The organism is Bacillus kexueae, from assembly GCF_022809095.1.
Taxonomy (GTDB): Bacteria; Bacillota; Bacilli; order Bacillales; family Aeribacillaceae; genus Bacillus_BZ; species Bacillus_BZ kexueae.
Genome location: NZ_JALAZE010000007.1, coordinates 56,328 through 75,467 on the forward strand (window position 1 = coordinate 56,328; position 19,140 = coordinate 75,467).

Sequence of the window (19,140 nt, forward strand, 5' to 3'; positions counted from 1 at the left end):
TGGCAGTCGCCTCCACTTTTCTACGGATCCTCCTCGCCATGCGCCTGTGGGGTCTCGCCCTTTCCTCCATATCCCGCGAGTCAAGTCGCTCCATTACAACGAGGAAAAGCGATTCTCAACAATATATTTTATACACACTAAAAGCAACAATCCTTTAGAAAAGAGTCCTTAAAAAAGACAAGTTACCCTTCATATTGCTCCACAAACAACGCGAGTGTTCTTGTCATTACCCCCGTTGCTCCTTTTGGACCTAATAAGCCATTGCTATTAACTGTTGCCGTTCCAGCAATGTCTAAATGGACCCATGGTGTACCATCTGTAAACGCCTCAAGGAAAGCACCGGCCATAATCGCGTGTCCTTCTCGCCCAGGGGAGTTGTTTAAGTCTGCCATTTGGCTATTCCTTACACGATCCCGATCTTTTTCAAAAATAGGTAAGCGCCAAACTTGTTCTCCAGTTTGCGCAGAAGCTTCTAAAATTTGCTCAAATAACGCTTCATTATTTGTCATGGCTCCTGTCGTATGTGTCCCTAATGCAACAACGACACCACCTGTTAAAGTTGCAACATCAATAATGGAAGTGGCTTTATGCTGTTTCGCATAATATATAGCATCTGCTAATGCGAGCCGTCCTTCAGCATCTGTATTCAATATTTCAACCGTTTTGCCGCTCATGGTTGTAATGACTGTATCAGGAGTCATTGCGCTACCGCTAATCATATTATCTGTTGCAGGAATAACTGCCACCACGTTTTGCTCTGGTTCTAATTCACCAATAATCTCCATCGCTCCTAAAACAGCAGCTGCCCCAGCCATATCTGTTTTCATATTCATTAGACCGTTTTTCGGTTTGATTGAGTAGCCCCCTGAATCATATGTAATCCCCTTTCCAACAAGACCAATAGCATTTTCCCACTCTTTTTTTCCTTTGTATTTTAATACAATCATTTTCGGTGGTTCTACAGACCCTTGGTTTACAGCTAAAATCCCTCCCATTCCGAGCTCTTGCATCGTTTCTTTTTCAAGTATTTCGAGTTCAAAGTCATACTTTTCTGCTAACTGCGATGCGTAACGTGCTAGCTCTGTTGCTGTCAATAAATTACTTGGCATATTTACTAATGTTCGGGCTGAATTTGTTCCTTTTCCATAAACGAGGCCTGTTTGAAATGCATCATCTAAATCCGAATGGTCTTCTTTTGAAATAAGAACAATCGCCTTTAATTCCTTTTCTGGTACATTGGATTTATTTTTATAATCCTTCACTTTGTAAGTAGATAGAGCATATGTTTCACCAGCTATGTAAGACACCTCTGTTGAGGGTACGTGGTCGTTAACGAACGAATCAAGCAGAAAGGCTACTTCTTCTTTTCTTTCCTCTTGAATGGATTGGAACACTTTCGCAAATGCTTCTTGCGCTTTTTCTCTCTTCCACTCTTGTTTTTTACCAAGTCCAACAAATAATAATCTCTTCACAGGAAGTTTTCCAAGAGTATATACACTCGTTAGTTTTTTCAACTTCGTTGAAATATCACCCGATTTTAATAAAGCAGATAAATAGCCGTCTAATTGCTCATTTATGTCTTTTAAAACACCCTCTAGTAATTGAGTTTGTTGAAAAATACCTACTACTAATGTGTCCATCTCTTGTTTAGATAATGTTTTTTCAAACGTAATCATGAATATTTTCCCTCCCATTAATCTTTCACTCAGCATCCAAATTTAAATATAGGTGCGGAAGTCGTGGTAATCGCTTACTTTTAGTGTATGAGACAGAGTCCCAATCATTTGGTATAATAATTAAACAATTTTCTATAAATTCTAAAATAGAATTGATGTTTAACGACCAATGAAACGGTCTATACGGAAGTAAGTATTGTTTGGCTGTAGTTAACATGAGCGTCGTCCCTTTCAAGTTTCCATAACTGTAATGATAAAGAGCAACTGAAAGGTGTAATAAACCTTTCACAAATAGATTTTGCCGATCACGTAACCATATTTCCTCTAATAAATCGTGACAAGTGTAATAATCTCCTTCATTAAAGTGGACGAAAAAATGATAATATTCCATCGGGATAATCGCTCATTTTCCCACCTCCTACATACCATACTATGAAGGAATTATATCATGAATTATCTAATTATTTATAAAACAAGCTTAGACACGCCATTCCAATACTGACAATTTATTTGAAAGGATGCATGGATACAACATGGAATTACTGTATAATTTCCCTTTACTAGCAGCGCTATTCTCCATTTTTTTCGCTCAATTTATTAAAGTCCCGATACAATTTATTGCTACTCGAAATCTTGATTGGTCGCTATTAACAAGCACCGGCGGAATGCCGAGTTCACACTCTGCTGCAGTTACAGCTTTGTCTACTGCAGTGGCACTTCAGCATGGATTGGACTCAACAATTTTTGCTGTCGCAGCTGTATATGCCATTATTACGATGTTTGATGCCACAGGTGTTCGTCGTCATGCCGGAGAGCAAGCGACCGTTTTAAATAAGCTAGTAGCCGACTTTAATCGCTTTGTGGAAGAAGCGAAAGTTTGGCCGCAAACAGGGAAACTAGAAAAAGAAAAGAAACTGAAGGAATTGTTAGGTCATCAACCTATAGAAGTTTTTTTCGGTGGTTTAACAGGAATTTTATTAACGCTAGTGCTTTATTATCTTTTTATAATGTAGGTGATGGAGTTGCGCATTATTTCAATCTGTCCAAGTAACACAGAAGTTGTGGCATGGCTTGAAACAGAGCATATGCTCGTTGCGGTTGACAATTCGTCTGATTGGCCAAAATCAATAAACACCCTACCAAGACTAGGACCTGACCTATCTATTGACATGAATCGCTTAGAGCAGCTTGAGCCTGATCTCGTGCTTTCATCATTAAGCGTACCAGGTATGGAGAGAAATGTGGAGGAATTAGAAAAGAGAGGAATCCCTCAGCTTATTTTAAATCCTCAATCTTTGGCTGACATTACAGACGATATTCGCAAAGTTGGTCATGCACTTCAGCTCGAAAATGTAGCGAATGAAAAAGCTCTCGAATTTCAGCAAGAAATTGATCGTTACCGAAAGAAAAATGAAAATCGGCAATACGTACCAACGATTTATTTCGAATGGTGGCCAAAGCCCATTTTCACCCCTGGTCAAACGAACTGGTTAACTGAAATTGCGGAGTTAGCTGGGGGACGCAATTGCTTCTCAGACGTGGAATTAGCTAGTGTAAAAACAGACTGGGATGATGTTGTACGCCGAAATCCAGACTACATTTGTTTAGCCTGGGTTGGAGTAAAGCAAGAGAAAATGAGTATAAAACATGTTCTCAATCGGCCTTCAACTGAGAATATGAAAGCTGTGAAAACAAGACAAATTCATTTACTAGAAGAAGAATTGTATTGTCGTCCTTCTCCAAGACTTTTAGAAGGGTTACGAAAGCTTGATTCAATCATATCAATATCATCTTGCGTAAATGACTAAAACGTAAAAGAGCCTTCAAGAATGATGAAAAACAACGTTCTTGGAGGCTCTTTGATTGGTGTGAACTAACTTCTTGAATTCATTAGTTGTTGCCGAAAAACTTGCATAGATTCTGTTTCATTTAACGCTTCCAACTCATTTTCATCAAGGGTCCCATCACCATACTTTACAATATATACATCTACCTCTTTTTTCCCCCAGTTTTCGTAAACATCTTCTACGGTAGGATAATATAAATCCAATCGGTTTCCTTTAATAGCGGATCCTTTGTCAGCTACGACTCCAAAACCATAATCCGGAATGAACAAAATCGTTCCGATTGGAAAGATATTTAAATCGGCAGCAATTGTTGAATATAAATCCCTCTTTACTTTCACACCTGAATATGTAATACCGTATTCAGGATGACCTGGTTTTTTCCCCGTTGATTCAACACCTGCCGTATAGCCGGTTGCCACAACTGTCCGTTTTGGATACTGCGACCAATCAACGGATTCTTCTAATGTTTTTTCCTCTAATGTTTCTACATTTGAAGATATTTCTGACTGAAGCACAGGTTGACTTTGAATGGACTTTACTGAAAAGCCTGTCCATTTTAAGCTGTGGGACTCTCCAATCTTTTCAATTCCCCATTTCACAATTTCTTTTGCCTGAACGCCAGAAATCGCCTCATACGTCGTGAATAAAGCTCCTAGAAACAAGACTGTCATTAATGTACGTCGGGACCATGTCCTTATACATTTCATTTTTTTCCTATTCACTCCTCTCACAAGTAATCGTTCCCTGTAAGAAGAGTGAATATACATCATTTAAGCATTACCATTTATTTCAATTATTTAACGAATATCTATTTTATAAAGGTAGTTGCTGTTACGTTTTTAAATAAATAATACATTGCACTCTAGACTGCGAGAAGGAAACCGAACATCCTCGGCATGTACCAGCAGGGTCTCACTCTTTCCTCTACATCCCTCAGGAGTCAAGTAGCTTCATCGTGTAGGAAAATTACCTCTAACTCTTTATTTTGTTCGTACTAACAACAACTTTTAGAAAAAAGTCTTTTGAAAAGATCCTCTCTAAAAGATTTACTGACAGCCCCTTTTTAACGAACATCACGTGACAAAAGCCTCTATGTTACCAACAAGACGTGACCTCTTTAAGTAAAGGTGCACCGTTTTTCATGTATTTGGACAACCTAACGAAAAAACGTGATGTACTATTATGTACACCACGTTAAAACATTTGATATCCGCGATTACGAAGCATCTTAATAACGATTCCTGATAAAATGGCTCCAACTAATCCGCTACTTAAGATTAATAAGTCCGCTACAGCCAACGAAGTAATTTTGTTACCTAGCGCTTGAAATGAAGCACCGGGCTCCTGAAAATATTGAATAAACCGAACTTCGTCGATAATAAAAACACATACAAGAGGATAGATTATAGCCATAATCCATGACATTCGAAGAAGCATATTTAACAAAAAGCCAATCCCAAAGAAGAGAACTAAAAATAAAACCATTGAAATCAGTAATACAGGTAAACTTAACATGTCTTTCACCTCCAGTACACCATTTTAAGTGTACTGAATGAAAGAAAGACAGTCAATTCATCATACTATGAACAAATTATGACTTTTTCCCAGTCCCTTGACAATTTTCACATGTTTCCGATCCACCTAAAACGAGTTGAAAATACCCTTTCCCGTTACAATACGGACATTGTGTCTTCGCCATCTCTGTCATCTTCTTCATGCTCATCGCTCCCTTTTAGTTTTTACATACTATATCAATTTCTTTTTAATAGTGAAAGGGAGATAATCTCACATTTTACCCGATGTAAGCGAATACATAGGTGAAAATCTCGTATTTTCTTTATTTTTCTTACTTTTTAGAAAATTACAAAAACAATGTGTATGAACGGTAACCAAAGTGGTCTCCAGGATTTAAATTGGATTCTTTATGTAACGGCGCTAGCTCTTTTCTTCTAGCAAATTCTATGAGCAACAACGAGGATGCTGGGTCTTTCAATAACTCCTGTGGAGAAAAGAACTTCACTTCATTAACTTCATTCTCCTCGATGACGATGGTATCAGTTATTGCTTGTAAGTGAAAAATAATCATATTATCGCTTATCTCTTTTTTTAACACACCAGAACGCACCCCGATGACACCATTGACGATTGCATCTATCCCTGTCTCTTCTTTAACTTCCCGTATTACTGCTTCTTCTACCGTCTCTCCTTCATCCACAAATCCAGCAGGGAATGACCATTTCCCTTTTAGTCCTCCATAATTCTTTTTGACAACAAGCCATTCACCTTGACTATTTTCAACTATTCCTGAGACAGCCAACCATACATTTCCACGCTTTTTTCCCATCTTCTCTCCCCCAAATTCTATTTAAAAAGGCAAAAGCGGATGCTTTTGCCTTTTTAATATATCATTAGAATAATTTGAATTTACCTTTTTTCATCACAAGTGAAGGACCGCCAACCATGTATAATGCACGGTTATCAATCATTTTCTTCATGAATGATGCTTTCGAACCTACCATTTTCTTACCGAAAGCAACCCCTACAGCATCATGCTCACCAAGAGATGCAACCGTACCTTTAATGTCTGGCTTAAACTCAACCATTTCACCATTTCCACGAATTAACGTCGCTAAGTTCTTCGCACAAACTTCACCTTGTTGCATTGCGATTTGTGCAGTTGGTGGATATGGACGATCTGTTTCTTCATTAATAATTAATGAACAGTCACCAATGATGAATACTTCTTCATGACCTGGAGCACGTAAGTCTTTTTCAACTTTTACGCGACCGCGCATAGCTTCAAATCCAGATTCTTCAACAATGCTGTTTCCACGAACACCCGCAGCCCAAATTACAGTACCTGCTTTAATTTCTTCAACGTTATCGTCTTTCGCAACAACGATTCCGCTCTCTGTACACTCTTTAATCATTGTACCAATTTTGAACTCTACGCCTTTACGTTGTAAGTGATCAACAGCATACTCTACTAATTCTGGATCAAATCCTGGTAACGCAGTAGGAGCTGCTTCCACGCAGATGATACGTACTTTCTTATGGTCAATATCGTACTCACGGCAAAGCTCTGGAACTCGGTTTGCTAATTCTCCTAAGAATTCGATTCCAGTGAATCCAGCTCCACCTACAACAATTGATAAACGAGTATCGTCTTTAACTTCTTCAGTGTTGTAAGTAGCGAATTGATATTCAATATGCTCACGAATTTGACGAGCAGAGTTGATATTAGAAATAGTGAAAGCGTATTCTTTCAAGCCCTGAATACCGAACGTCTCAGGATGTGCACCTAATGCTACTACTAAGTAATCGTACTCTAACTCACCGTTTTCAAGAACTACTTTCTTCTCTTCACGATTAATCGTTTTAACCGTATCTTGCACAAAGTTTACACGGCTTGTATCAATAACATCTTTAATTTGATAACGACAACGATCGTGGTGTAATGTACCAGCTGAAGCTTCATGTAACCATGTTGTTTCATAATGGTAATCATGCTTATTCACTAATGTAATGTCAGCTTCATTAACACCGACCATTTTTTGAAGACGAGTTACAGTCATAAGTCCACCGTAACCTGCGCCAAGTACAACAACTTTAGGTTTATTCACGGGACACACCAACCTTTTTGTAGTATTATTTGTTCAATAGCAAATTGCTATACGAGTGAAAGAGTTTGTGAAAACCTTCACTTTAAATCGCAAAAAGAAATCACACAATTGTTAAAATAAGTTCATAAAATCTTAACATTATGAATGCCTAATGTCATAATATCTCTTTATTCGACGTTTTTCAAGCTGATTTTTGTGTTCAGAAAAGTCAGCTTTTTTACATAAAACCGTACATTCAATACTTTCCCTTCTCTACATTAAAATCCCAGTGCTTAAAAGGGTTAAATCCTCATTAAAGCAATAAAACTTTCCAATAAACCCATACCCTCACATCCGTCTAATCAAGTTTCACGTATTTCAAAGTGAACAATATTAAATAAGAAGGGATATAATTACAAGGAATTGTCATACACGCTTCTCACTTTGAAATATGCTATTATATAGGGGAAGAAGCGACAGGGGGGATATGAGTGAACGAGGATCAAAAAGTGTTTGATATTACGATTATCGGAGGAGGTCCAGTTGGACTGTTCACAGCATTTTATGGGGGAATGAGACAGGCTTCTGTGAAAATTATCGAAAGTTTACCTCAATTGGGCGGTCAGCTTTCTGCATTATACCCTGAAAAATACATATATGATGTAGCAGGGTTTCCTAAGATTAGAGCGCAAGAACTAATTAATAACTTAAAAGAACAAATGGAGAAGTTTGATCAAACAGTTTGTCTTGAACAGGAAGTACAAGGGGTAGAAAAACAAGCAGATGGTATTTTCAAACTGACTACGAATAAAGAAGTACATTACACAAAAACGATTATTATTACAGCTGGAAACGGTGCGTTTCAGCCGAGAAAATTACAACTTGACGAAGCTATAAATTTTGAAAATACAAACCTTCACTACTTTGTAGATGATTTAAATAAATTTGCCGGGAAGAGGGTAGCTGTTTGCGGTGGTGGAGACTCTGCAGTAGATTGGGCGTTAATGCTAGAGCCGATTGCTGAGAAAGTAACGGTCATTCACCGCCGTGACAAGTTCAGAGCTCATGAGCACAGTGTCGAAAATCTACTGAACTCACAAGCAACGGTCTTAACACCTTTCGTTCCAACTGAACTGATTGGTAACGAGCGTATCGAACAACTCGTACTAGAAGAAGTAAAAGGTGACCGAAAAGAAGTCATCGATGTCGATGATGTCATCGTAAACTTCGGCTTCGTTTCTTCATTAGGTCCTATTAAGAACTGGGGACTGAACATTGAGAAAAACTCCATTGTCGTAAACTCTAAAATGGAGACGAACATCCCGGGTATTTATGCAGCAGGCGATATTTGCACATACGAAGGAAAAGTAAAATTAATAGCTAGCGGGTTTGGAGAAGCACCAACCGCTGTCAACAATGCAAAAGCATATATTGATCCAAACGCTCGTGTGCAGCCTATGCATAGTACAAGTATGTTTAACTAAAGCACCTTTTCAAGCTATAGGATGACCTATTGAACGACAGCTTCCTCATTTAAGAAGCTGTCGTTAATTGTACAGACACAAAAAAACTTCTCAAATGAATCTCAATTGAGAAGTTCTTTTCAATCTTTCGTATCAAACTAACACTCTTCAGGCGTTCCTTCATTCGTAGCTGTACGGAACGATGAACCACACCCACATTGAGCGATAGCGTTCGGGTTATCGATGGTAAAGCCACCGCCCATTAAGGATTGCTTATAATCAATCGTTGTTCCCTTCATAATGGCAATACTTTCTTCGTCCATTAAAATAGATAATCCGTGTTGTTCAATTAGCGTATCGTTTTCATTTTTTTCGTGGTCAAAACCCATTCCATACGAAAGCCCACTACAGCCTCCACCTTTAACACCGATACGTAAATATGCAGATTCTTCCTCATGTTCTTTCATCATATCTTTTATTTGAAAAGCAGCTGCTTCAGTTAATGTAATAATGTCAGACATACACTTCCCTCCAATCCTTATAGTATTAGTATAACGTTATTTAAAATGTCTCTCAAATTGCTTGCTTATCGGTAAAAATAAGTTCCTGTGCAAATGGTATCAGCTGGTCCTGTCATCCATACTCGATTAGCAAGATCCCACTGAATAACTAGGTCACCACCAGCTAAATGGACGGTCGTATCTGTTCCTTTTTGAATGTGCCCATTTAATACGGAAGAAACAACTGCTGCACAGGCTCCTGTACCACATGCCTGTGTCACACCCGATCCTCGCTCCCAAACGCGAAAATGAAGTTCACGTTCGTTCACAACCTCAACAAATTCGACATTAACTCCTTCAGGAAAGCGAGGGTCTTTTTCAACAATCGGCCCAAGGGTCGTAACAGGAGCAGATTTAATATCATCTACATAAAAAATGATATGTGGATTCCCCATAGAGACTGTCGTCACACGATACGTTTCCCCATTGAACTCCATTTCTTCGTCTATCGTTTTCGTATTAGCTTCTCCTTGCATTGGAATAAGCTGTTTCATTAGCATCGGCTCTCCCATATCAATCGTGACTGATTGAACCGTATCTCCTTCTACATGGACTTCAGCTTCTACCAACCCAGATAACGTCTCAATTTGAAACGTTGTGTCTGTTACTAGTTTATGTTCGTATGCATACTTCGCAACACAGCGTAAGCCATTTCCACAATTTTTACCTTCCGATCCATCATTATTAAAGATACGCATCTTTACGGGAGCTACTTCTGAAGGACAAATTAATATCATTCCATCTGAACCGATTCCCGTATGAACATTTGATACTTCAACGGCTAATGAAGACAATCTGTCTTCTTCAATATGTTCTTCAAACATATTGATGTAAATGTAGTTATTCCCAAGCCCGTGCATTTTCGTAAACTGAAATTGATTCATATTCGCCTCCAAAAAATTCGTTTTTATTAGTATAAATTGTTGGAAAGTTGTTCACAATAAAAATATCCCCCGTTTTCATATAAAAATAAAAGCTCCCTGCATTAGCAAGGAGCTTTTATTTTTATTATAGAATGAACATACCAGCAATTGCTGCACTTAATAAGTTTGCTAAAGTACCTGCAAAAATTGCACGAATACCTAGACGAGCAATATCTTGACGACGGTTCGGTGCTAATCCACCTAAACCACCTAATAAGATTGCGATTGAAGAAAGGTTTGCGAATCCACAAAGAGCGAATGAGATAACCGCAACTGTCTTATCAGATAAGTTTGCAATCTCAGGAGCAAAGCTAGAGTAAGCAACGAATTCGTTCACGATTAACTTCTGACCGATGTAACTTCCAGCTTGTAACGCTTCTTCCCAAGGAACACCAATGACAAATGCAAGTGGTGCAAATACATATCCTAAAATCAGTTCTAATGTTAAGTTTTCTAATCCGAAGAATCCACCGATTCCACCTAGAATTCCGTTAAGCAATGCGATAAGAGCGATAAACGCAAGTAACATCGCACCAACGTTTAAAGCAAGTTGTAAACCTGTTGAAGCACCTTTTGCTGCTGCATCAATTACGTTTGCCGCATCTTCATCGCTTTCCATTTTGAATCCTTCTAATGTTTCAGGCTTTTCTGTTTCTGGAACCATCATTTTGGCCATGATTAACCCAGCTGGAGCAGCCATGAAACTTGCAGCTAATAAATATTCTAAAGGAACACCTAAAGCTGCGTAACCGAATAATACAGAACCTGCTACAGATGCTAATCCACCTGTCATAACAGCAAATAGCTCAGATTTTGTCATGCTCTTAATGTATGGCTTAACAACTAAAGGAGCTTCTGTTTGACCTACGAAAATATTCGCAGCAGCTGACATAGACTCTGCTTTACTTGTACCTAGTAGCTTAGATAACGCACCACCGATGATGCGAATTACCCATTGCATAATTCCTAAATAGTATAAAACAGAAATTAACGCAGAGAAGAAAATAATTAACGTTAATACGTTAAAAGCAAAGATAAAACCTGTTGCTTGAGTCGGATCTGTTAAACTTCCAAATAAGAATGACGTTCCTGCATTCGCATAGTTAACAACATTTTGAACTGCATTCGTCACTGCTTGGAAGGCTTGACGTCCGACCTCCCACTTTAATACAATAAATCCAAAAAGTAACTGTATCGCTAATCCACCAAGAACTGTACGAAGATTAATACTCTTCTTGCTTGTGGAGAAAATAAAAGCGATTACAAAAATAACTGCAATGCCTAAAAGACCCCATAAAATGTTCATTACTCTACCCACCTCAGAACTAAATTATTAACATAATAAACGTACAAGAAATGTAGAAGTTTGTCTACAATTTTTTTATGCCCTTTTTTACCATTCCAAAAAACACATAAATAATCTTCCCAATCGACATGGTATCTATTCTATATTTGATTAGGATTCGGGAGTCGTATGACTCCCTTAGAACATCGGATTTTCTTCTAAAAATTGATAAATATTATCCACAAGTTGATCAGGATTTTCTCCCATGACAACTTCACCATTAACAAGTGCGTATAATCCTTCAAAGCATTTCCCACAATAACCTAGACAACCATATTCAACAATATCTAAATTCGGGTCTCTTTCAAGCTTTTCTAAAGCTGCTTGAGCCCCGTTCGCTAAATTGCTTATGCAAAATTCAATGATTGGTTTCACGTTTGTTCCCCTCCACACCGTTACTTTACCTTAATTGAATGGATTACGTCAAAAAAATTACTTTTTCAGTCATTTCTATATGTAAGCCACTCACTTTTTAGATAATTCAAATTTTAACTAATTAGTATATACTAATTCGCTAATCTACTCCTCATAATTGTATAAAGTTTTATATTTGAACAACAACATTTACTGTGAATATCCGTAAAAATATTGTGATTTAGCCATAAATTCGTTATACTTTTAATGGCATTTATATTACGTCTATTTATCGTTTTTGAAAGTGCTACGTTAGATTTACAAGTAATTTAACAGGCTATTGGAAAAAGAGGAAAAAGGGGAAATCCGCAATGAAAAAACTCGTGCTTCTTGGAGGCGGATACGGTGGTATGCGTATCCTTCATCGGCTTCTACCAAATCAATTACCTAGTGATGTAGAAATTACATTAATTGATAAGAACCCTTACCACTGCTTAAAAACGGAATATTATGCGCTTGCTGCGGGAACGATTTCAGACCAACATGTTCGTGTTTCATTTCCAGAACATGAACAATTAAAATCGGTATTCGGGGAAGTAATTGGAATCGATCGCGAGCAAAAGCTTGTTCATTTAAAGAATGAGGAATCCATTCCATACGACGATTTAGTGATTGGATTAGGGTGTGAAGATAAATATCATAATGTCCCTGGAGCTGATCAATATACATACAGTATACAAACAATCGATAGTTCAAGAGAAACATATCAAATTTTAAATAATTTAGGTTGTGGCGCAACCGTATGTATTGTTGGTGCTGGGCTTAGTGGTGTTGAACTAGCAAGTGAATTACGAGAAAGCCGTTCGGATATTCAAATCAAACTTTTTGACCGCGGGAAAGTGATTTTATCTAGCTTTCCTGAACGTTTAAGCCAATATGTTCAAAATTGGTTTGAAGAGCATGGTGTTGAGGTCATTAACGGTGCAAATATCACAAAAGTCGAGCCGAACATTGTTTATAATCACGATCAACCTGTTGAATGTGATGTAGTCGTTTGGACTGCAGGTATTCAACCTAATCGAGTAGTTCGAGAGATGGATGTGGAAAAGGATGCTCAAGGACGTGTCGTTTTAACGAAGCATCATCACTTACCAACAGATGACCATATTTTTGTTGTAGGGGATTGTGCAAGTTTACCGCACGCTCCAAGCGCACAGCTTGCGGAAGCCCAAGCAGAGCAAATTGTTCAAGTTCTTGTAAAACGTTGGAATAATGAACCACTTCCGGAAGAGTTTCCTCCGTTTAAATTAAAAGGTGTATTAGGTTCCCTTGGGAAAAAAGCAGGATTCGGTGTTTTAGGAGAGCGCGCATTAACAGGCCGTGTTCCACGATTATTAAAGTCTGGCGTCTTATGGATGTACAAATATCATAACGGATAAAAACCGGAAAACAACTCGTTTTCCGGTTCTTTCATTTCTCATCGATTGAAAAAACTCGGTTAAAACTAACCGAGCATCATTCATTCGCTTCTTCTTTCGGCTTGTAACCGTGTTTTTCCATCTCTACATAAACATTTTTTAAACGCGGGTTTCCTTCTCCAACAATTTCACCGTTTATTGTTACGAGCGGATAAAAATATTCATCATTCAATATCTTTTCCGCCATTTGTTGTTTTTCTACCTCGTTAGGAGGTGAATGAATGTCAATGTATGTGATACTAAATGGTTGATTTGGATATTTTCTTGATAATGCTGCATCAAGCCATTCATATGTTTCTTTTGAAGATGGCATATTTACACAGCTCGGACATAATACTTCTGCCCCATATACGCAAATTTCTACTTTTGATTTCATCGCCCCTGCCCCTTTCCTGTCACCATGTCCTTTTTATTGTATGTCATTTTCCCTCAAATTTCTATGCAACAACCACTTGGAAAAGGGGGATTGTATGATAAAATGATAAAAGTAAATTCATTCATTAGATTTTCCGAGAACTTTTGAATATAATAAAGAGTAGGGAAAGGAGTCGATTCAAATGTCAAACGTGGATATTAAAGACCAAGTACAAGAAGTACTTGATAAATTACGCCCGTTCTTACTCCGTGACGGAGGAGACTGTGAGCTAGTAGATGTAGAAGATGGCATTGTTAAGCTTCGCCTTTTAGGAGCTTGCGGTAGCTGCCCAAGTTCAACAATTACATTAAAAGCTGGGATCGAGCGTGCACTACTTGAAGAGGTTCCAGGTGTAATTGAAGTAGAGCAAGTATTCTAATTTAATTAAGAAAAGCGCAAGTCCTTAGGCGAAGAGCGCTGGAGGACCCGCGAGGAGGCTTCCGTCGCCACAGCAGAGCCGAAGCGACCCGAGCTGATGGCGCTTGGAGCTAGACACCAAAAAAACTGTAAAAAGAATACTTTAACACTTTATTGAACTTAAACTTTCTATAACAAAAAAAAAGTCGGCATTAGCCGACTTTTTTATTTACCTTACTCACACCCAACAAATTGCCGCTCAACTTCAACCCCCTTTAAATCAACTGATAGAGATGAAACTTCACAGTGAGGAAAAAAGGCTTCTAACTTTACAGCAACAAATTCTCCCAGTCCTTTCGGCACAAAGCTTAAAATAGTTGGACCAGCCCCACTTAACACTGTTCCGTATGCACCAAATTCCTTCGCCAATTGACGAACCTTTTGCAATTCAGGAACAAGTTTTGCTCGGTAAGGTTCATGAAATACATCCTTTTCCATAAGCTCTCCAACAATTCCCCAATTGTTCATGCATAAATTTGCTACAACGACATTACTAATAGCACTTCCTTCGATTGCATTCTCATAAGGTAATGTCGCTGGTAACACTCCTCTTGAATCACTTGTGTATACATAATAAGGAGGAATGACCGCTACCACATCCACGTCCACATTCTCTAGCTTATTTACGAAAGTATGTTGATTATGGAGAACCCCAACAACCAATCCACCTAATAATGAGGCACAGGCGTTATCTGGATGACCCTCTTTCATGCTTGCCATTTTAATTTTGTCTTCTTGCGAAAGATTTAACTTTAAAAGCTGATTCGCTAATTCCACACCAGCTACGATGGCTGCTGCACTACTCCCTAATCCCCTAGCCATTGGGATGGCACTGTCAACTTTTACATAACAAGGAGGAAGTGTCATGTTATAACGTTCTGCAACTTCATTAGCCACTAAATAAATTAAATTGTCTTTTCCCTTTGGAATCTCTTGAACCTCTTTGGAAGTTGGTTCAAAACACCATTCATCAGAGGATGAAACCGTTAGCGTTAAGTATCGATTTAAAGCAAGACCAATTGAATCAAAACCAGGGCCTAAGTTTGCTGTACTTCCTGGTACTTTAATGACGAACATTCCCCCATCCTTCATACCGATACAACCCTTTTTAGATGATTTAACACGGCTTGCTTCTCATTAGGAAGTACAATGGGTTCGATAGATGAAACATCTATGGCTGTGTTTGGATCTTTTAACCCGTTTCCTGTCAGAACAGCTACGACCTTACTTCCCTTTTGAATTTGACCATTTTGAATATCTTTTTGAATTCCAGCAATAGACGCACAAGATGCAGGTTCTGCAAATACTCCCTCCGTTTTGGCGATTAACTGATAGGCTTGAATAATTTCTTCATCTGTTACGAAATCGATTTTTCCATTGGATTCCTTCGCTGCGTTCTCAGCGAACTTCCAACTTGCAGGGTTTCCAATGCGAATGGCTGTCGCAATCGTTTCGGGCTGTTCAATAGGAAATCCTTTTACAATAGCAGCCGCCCCTTCTGCTTCAAAACCGTGCATTTTCGGTAAACCCGTTTGATGATGCTCGTGATATTCTTTAAACCCTTTCCAATATGCCGTAATATTCCCAGCATTCCCGACAGGAATCGCTAACACATCTGGCGCTGTGCCTAATTGATCACATATTTCAAATGCCGCCGTTTTCTGACCTTCAATTCGGTACGGATTGACTGAATTCACGAGGGTAATCGGCATTTCTTCACAAATCTCACGGACCATTTTTAAGGCGTCGTCAAAATTTCCATCTATCGCATAAATTTCCGCCCCATACATCACAGCTTGTGCTAACTTTCCAAAAGCGATTTTGCCATTCGGGATGACAATAATACTTCGCATATTAGCGCGTGCGGCATAAGCTGCAGCAGCAGCTGATGTATTCCCTGTAGATGCACACATAATCGTTGTACTTCCTTCTTCTTTTGCCTTTGCCACTGCCATCACCATTCCGCGATCTTTAAAGGAGCCAGTCGGGTTCGCCCCCTCTGTTTTCACGTACAATTCAATCCCCAATTGCTCAGATAACTTATCTAAATAAATAAGGGGTGTATTCCCCTCATTTAATGTTAACCTTGGTGTATGTTCGGTGACAGGTAAATAGTTTTCATATTGCTTGATTAACCCTTCCCATCTTCTCATCCTAAACCGTTCCCTTCTACACGATACGTACTTTTAACTTCTTTAACGACAGACAGCTCAGATAGTTGAGATAAAATCTCTTGGAAATCTTTTTTAGAACCTTTATGAGTCACAATGACAATCTCAGCTAATCCATCTTTTTTCAACGGGAGCTGTAAAATTTTCTCGAAGCTTACACCGCGATTTGAGAATAAAGATGTAATTTGTGAAAATGCGCCAACTTCATCTCGTACATGGATTCGCAAGAAATATTGAGCAAAAATCTCTTCTGGAGTCTTTATTTGTTTCTCAAATTGAGGAGAAACAGCGCTTCTTCCGTTTACTTCTAGTCTCATATTCTTTAATACCCCAACTAAATCGGAAACAACCGCAGTTGCTGTCGGTAAACTTCCGGCCCCTGGACCGTAAAACATCGTCTCACCAACAGCCTCACCGTATACGTAAACTGCATTGAATTCGTCATGAACAGAAGCAAGTGGATGACTGTCTGGTAATAATGTAGGCTGGACGCTCACTTCGACTTTTTCATCCGTTCTGTCTGCAATACCAATTAATTTCATCGTATAGCCTAAGCGTTTACTGTAATTAATATCTTCTTCTGTAACACTGGAAATTCCTTTTACGGAGACATCCTCTAAATCCACTTCCATCGAAAATCCAAGTCGTGCTAAAATTGCCATTTTCCTTGCTGCGTCAAGTCCTTCAACATCCGCAGTTGGATCTGCTTCAGCATACCCTAACGCTTGTGCTTCTTTTAATACTTCTTCATAAGCGCTATTATATTTCGTCATTTTTGTTAAAATGAAGTTTGTTGTACCATTGACAATTCCCATCATCTTCGTAATTCGATCAGAGGCTAAGCCATCGACTAACGAACGTAAAATTGGAATTCCTCCGGCCACACTCGCTTCATAAAATAGGTCACAGCCATTCTCTGTTGCTGTTTTCAGTAGTTCTGTACCATAAACAGCCATTAAATCTTTATTCGCTGTTACAACATGCTTTTTGCGTTTCAGTGCTTCAAACAAATATTCCTTCGTTCGTTCAATCCCCCCCATGACTTCAATGATGACATCGATTTCGGGGTCTTCGATTACATCTGCAGGATTAGTTGTTAATCGATCTGGATGCACATCTACTTGTCTTTGCTTTTGTTTATCTTGAACAGCCACCTTTTTGATATGTACAGGACAGCCGACAATATGCATTAACTTATCTTGATGATCCTCAATAATTTTCACAACACCGCTACCAACCGTACCTAAACCTAATAAACCTACCGAAATTGATTCCATTGATCTCCATCTCCTTTATTGTTTTCTCTAGGAATACATTTGTCTCCTACAAAAGAACAATGATTGTTATTAGTCATTATAAATTCGATGAAATAATTTTACAAGATGGAATTTTCAGTTATTTAAATTGTAAACGTTTACTTCGTTGTAAAGACAAGAAAATATTTTTAACCATTTTTTCTCATTTTTCAATTGAGCTTTTTTTGTTTTAACTACGGTTTAAGTGTTAATGATTTCATGACACCCGCTTTTACGAAACATTTCTATAATAAGAAACATACATGATTTTACACTCACACCCCGGACATGAAAATTTATTCTCCCCGGGGTTTTTTCTTTCTACCATCTACCTATCATGATCGATTATTCAGCTCATAGGTAATTTTTATTTTCACAGAAAAAGCGCAAGTCCTTAGGCGAAGGGCGCTGGAGGACCTGCGAGGAGGCTTCCGTCGCCACAGCAGGGCCGAAGCGACCCGGGCTGATGACGCTTGGAGCTAGACACCAAAAAAACGGTAAAGAGAATACTTTAACACTTTATTGAAGTTAAACTTTCTGTAACAATAAAAAAGAGCCATTTGGCTCCTTATGTTTAGATTTCGGTACTTTTACGCATTGGTTTGCAACCATTTTTTATTTACTAATGTTTTGGGTTCCTTATGAGATAGAACTCGAATAATATTGTCTACACAAAGGCGTACCATTTCTTCTCGGGTTTCAATAGATGCACTTCCGATATGTGGGATACAGACGACATTTGGCAATGATAGAAACGGATGCGTCGACTCAATTGGCTCTTTCGTAAATACATCCAGTCCGGCTGCTTGAATTTCTTTTTTCTCAAGCGCTTCATATAAAGCCTCTTCATCTACTACTGCACCTCTAGCTGCATTTATAAAAATAGCAGATTTCTTCATTTTTCGAAACGCCTCTTGATTAAACAAATGTTTTGTTTCTTCTGTTAATGGGGTCAAACAGACTACAAAGTCAGAATGCGCTAACAATTCATCAAATGAACAATATGTTGCTCCTAACTCTTTTTCAGCTTCTTCTTTTCTCGAACGGTTATGATAGAGTACTTCCATGGAGAACCCTTTTGCTCGTCGGGCAACCGCTTCTCCTATACTCCCCATTCCGACAATTCCAATTGTTTTATGATGAATATCAGCACCGGCTAGCAAAAACGGCGACCATCCTGTCCACTTACCTTCTTTAACAAATTCAGCTGCCTCAACAATTCTCCTAGCTGTTGCCATCAGTAATCCAAAAGTTAAATCAGCCGTTGTCTCCGTTAAAACTTCCGGAGTATTACAGATGGCAATGTTATGTTCCGTTGCCTCTTCCACTTGAATGTTATCGTATCCGACTGCTAAATTAGCCACTACTTTTAGACGTTTTTGCCTCGTAAATACTTCTCGGTCAATTTGATCGGATAACATTGTTAATAACGCATCACAATCCTCTGCCTGTTTTAATAGTAGGTCTCGAGGACAAGGCTTCTCTTCGTGATCCCACATTTCAACGTGAGCAATATCATATAAGGGCAAAATTAAATCTTCTCTTAGTTTACGGGAAATAAATATTTTTGGCTTCGTCACATCCATCACTCCTC

Annotated in this window: 21 protein-coding genes; 5 read left to right on the forward strand and 16 right to left on the reverse strand. The window is 38.6% G+C overall.

Annotated elements, in window-relative coordinates; all coding sequences use genetic code 11:
* Window positions 1-182: 182 nt before the first annotated feature.
* Complete coding sequence (locus ML543_RS12320; protein ID WP_243387711.1) at window positions 183-1,676, reverse strand: leucyl aminopeptidase; 1,494 nt, start codon at window positions 1,674-1,676, stop codon at window positions 183-185.
* A gap of 25 nt (window positions 1,677-1,701) precedes the next feature.
* A complete protein-coding gene (locus ML543_RS12325) occupies window positions 1,702-2,067 on the reverse strand; it encodes a DUF309 domain-containing protein (protein WP_243387712.1) in 366 nt (121 codons plus the stop codon).
* 142 nt (window positions 2,068-2,209) lie between these two features.
* Between ML543_RS12325 and ML543_RS12330 the strand changes: the two genes are divergently transcribed.
* Window positions 2,210-2,689, forward strand: a complete 480-nt coding sequence (locus ML543_RS12330) for a divergent PAP2 family protein (protein ID WP_243387713.1) — start codon at window positions 2,210-2,212, stop codon at window positions 2,687-2,689.
* A gap of 9 nt (window positions 2,690-2,698) precedes the next feature.
* On the forward strand, window positions 2,699-3,484 hold the full coding sequence (locus ML543_RS12335; protein WP_243387714.1) for a cobalamin-binding protein: 786 nt from the start codon (window positions 2,699-2,701) through the stop codon (window positions 3,482-3,484).
* Window positions 3,485-3,549: 65 nt separating this feature from the next.
* Here ML543_RS12335 and ML543_RS12340 read toward each other — a convergent pair whose 3' ends face one another.
* The 5 genes from ML543_RS12340 to ML543_RS12360 form a co-directional block, all read right to left on the reverse strand.
* Window positions 3,550-4,230: a 3D domain-containing protein gene (locus tag ML543_RS12340; protein WP_243387715.1), complete on the reverse strand. Its 681-nt coding sequence runs from the start codon at window positions 4,228-4,230 to the stop codon at window positions 3,550-3,552.
* 487 nt (window positions 4,231-4,717) lie between these two features.
* Window positions 4,718-5,038 (reverse strand): YuiB family protein, encoded by a 321-nt coding sequence (locus tag ML543_RS12345; RefSeq protein ID WP_243387716.1) that lies wholly within the window; start codon window positions 5,036-5,038, stop codon window positions 4,718-4,720.
* Window positions 5,039-5,114: 76 nt separating this feature from the next.
* Window positions 5,115-5,240: a YuiA family protein gene (locus ML543_RS12350; protein WP_243387717.1), complete on the reverse strand. Its 126-nt coding sequence runs from the start codon at window positions 5,238-5,240 to the stop codon at window positions 5,115-5,117.
* 144 nt (window positions 5,241-5,384) lie between these two features.
* Complete coding sequence (locus ML543_RS12355; protein ID WP_243387718.1) at window positions 5,385-5,867, reverse strand: NUDIX domain-containing protein; 483 nt, start codon at window positions 5,865-5,867, stop codon at window positions 5,385-5,387.
* A gap of 64 nt (window positions 5,868-5,931) precedes the next feature.
* Window positions 5,932-7,146, reverse strand: a complete 1,215-nt coding sequence (locus tag ML543_RS12360) for an NAD(P)/FAD-dependent oxidoreductase (RefSeq protein WP_243387719.1) — start codon at window positions 7,144-7,146, stop codon at window positions 5,932-5,934.
* 470 nt (window positions 7,147-7,616) lie between these two features.
* Between ML543_RS12360 and yumC the strand changes: the two genes are divergently transcribed.
* Window positions 7,617-8,609: a ferredoxin--NADP reductase 2 gene (gene yumC, locus ML543_RS12365; protein WP_243387720.1), complete on the forward strand. Its 993-nt coding sequence runs from the start codon at window positions 7,617-7,619 to the stop codon at window positions 8,607-8,609.
* 137 nt (window positions 8,610-8,746) lie between these two features.
* Here the strand turns inward: yumC and ML543_RS12370 are convergent, their stop codons facing one another.
* The 4 genes from ML543_RS12370 to ML543_RS12385 form a co-directional block, all read right to left on the reverse strand.
* Window positions 8,747-9,109, reverse strand: a complete 363-nt coding sequence (locus ML543_RS12370) for a HesB/IscA family protein (protein ID WP_243387721.1) — start codon at window positions 9,107-9,109, stop codon at window positions 8,747-8,749.
* Window positions 9,110-9,174: 65 nt separating this feature from the next.
* Window positions 9,175-10,032 carry a diaminopimelate epimerase gene (gene dapF / locus ML543_RS12375; protein ID WP_243387722.1) on the reverse strand — a complete coding sequence of 286 codons (858 nt, stop codon included), beginning with the start codon at window positions 10,030-10,032 and terminating at the stop codon, window positions 9,175-9,177.
* Between the two features lie 124 nt (window positions 10,033-10,156).
* Window positions 10,157-11,377, reverse strand: coding sequence for a NupC/NupG family nucleoside CNT transporter (locus ML543_RS12380; protein ID WP_243387724.1), 1,221 nt, complete (start codon window positions 11,375-11,377; stop codon window positions 10,157-10,159).
* Between the two features lie 177 nt (window positions 11,378-11,554).
* Window positions 11,555-11,791: a YuzB family protein gene (locus ML543_RS12385; RefSeq protein ID WP_243387725.1), complete on the reverse strand. Its 237-nt coding sequence runs from the start codon at window positions 11,789-11,791 to the stop codon at window positions 11,555-11,557.
* A 350-nt stretch (window positions 11,792-12,141) separates the two neighbouring features.
* On the opposite strand from ML543_RS12385, the gene ML543_RS12390 reads away from it, so the two are divergent.
* A complete protein-coding gene (locus ML543_RS12390; RefSeq protein WP_243387727.1) occupies window positions 12,142-13,209 on the forward strand; it encodes an NAD(P)/FAD-dependent oxidoreductase in 1,068 nt (355 codons plus the stop codon).
* Between the two features lie 76 nt (window positions 13,210-13,285).
* On the opposite strand, the gene ML543_RS12395 is transcribed toward ML543_RS12390, so the two are convergent.
* Entirely contained in the window at window positions 13,286-13,624 is a 339-nt protein-coding gene (locus ML543_RS12395) for a YuzD family protein (protein ID WP_243387729.1), read from the reverse strand.
* 181 nt (window positions 13,625-13,805) lie between these two features.
* Between ML543_RS12395 and ML543_RS12400 the strand changes: the two genes are divergently transcribed.
* Complete coding sequence (locus tag ML543_RS12400) at window positions 13,806-14,042, forward strand: NifU family protein (RefSeq protein WP_472924428.1); 237 nt, start codon at window positions 13,806-13,808, stop codon at window positions 14,040-14,042.
* Between the two features lie 212 nt (window positions 14,043-14,254).
* On the opposite strand, the gene thrB is transcribed toward ML543_RS12400, so the two are convergent.
* The 4 genes from thrB to ML543_RS12420 form a co-directional block, all read right to left on the reverse strand.
* Entirely contained in the window at window positions 14,255-15,157 is a 903-nt protein-coding gene (gene thrB, locus ML543_RS12405) for a homoserine kinase (protein WP_419095381.1), read from the reverse strand.
* An 11-nt stretch (window positions 15,158-15,168) separates the two neighbouring features.
* Window positions 15,169-16,233 (reverse strand): threonine synthase, encoded by a 1,065-nt coding sequence (gene thrC, locus ML543_RS12410; protein ID WP_243387732.1) that lies wholly within the window; start codon window positions 16,231-16,233, stop codon window positions 15,169-15,171.
* Window positions 16,230-17,528: a homoserine dehydrogenase gene (locus tag ML543_RS12415; protein ID WP_243387733.1), complete on the reverse strand. Its 1,299-nt coding sequence runs from the start codon at window positions 17,526-17,528 to the stop codon at window positions 16,230-16,232. Before ML543_RS12415 ends, thrC begins: the two co-directional genes overlap by 4 nt.
* 608 nt (window positions 17,529-18,136) lie before the next feature.
* Complete coding sequence (locus ML543_RS12420; protein WP_243387734.1) at window positions 18,137-19,126, reverse strand: 2-hydroxyacid dehydrogenase; 990 nt, start codon at window positions 19,124-19,126, stop codon at window positions 18,137-18,139.
* Between the last annotated feature and the right edge of the window lie 14 nt (window positions 19,127-19,140).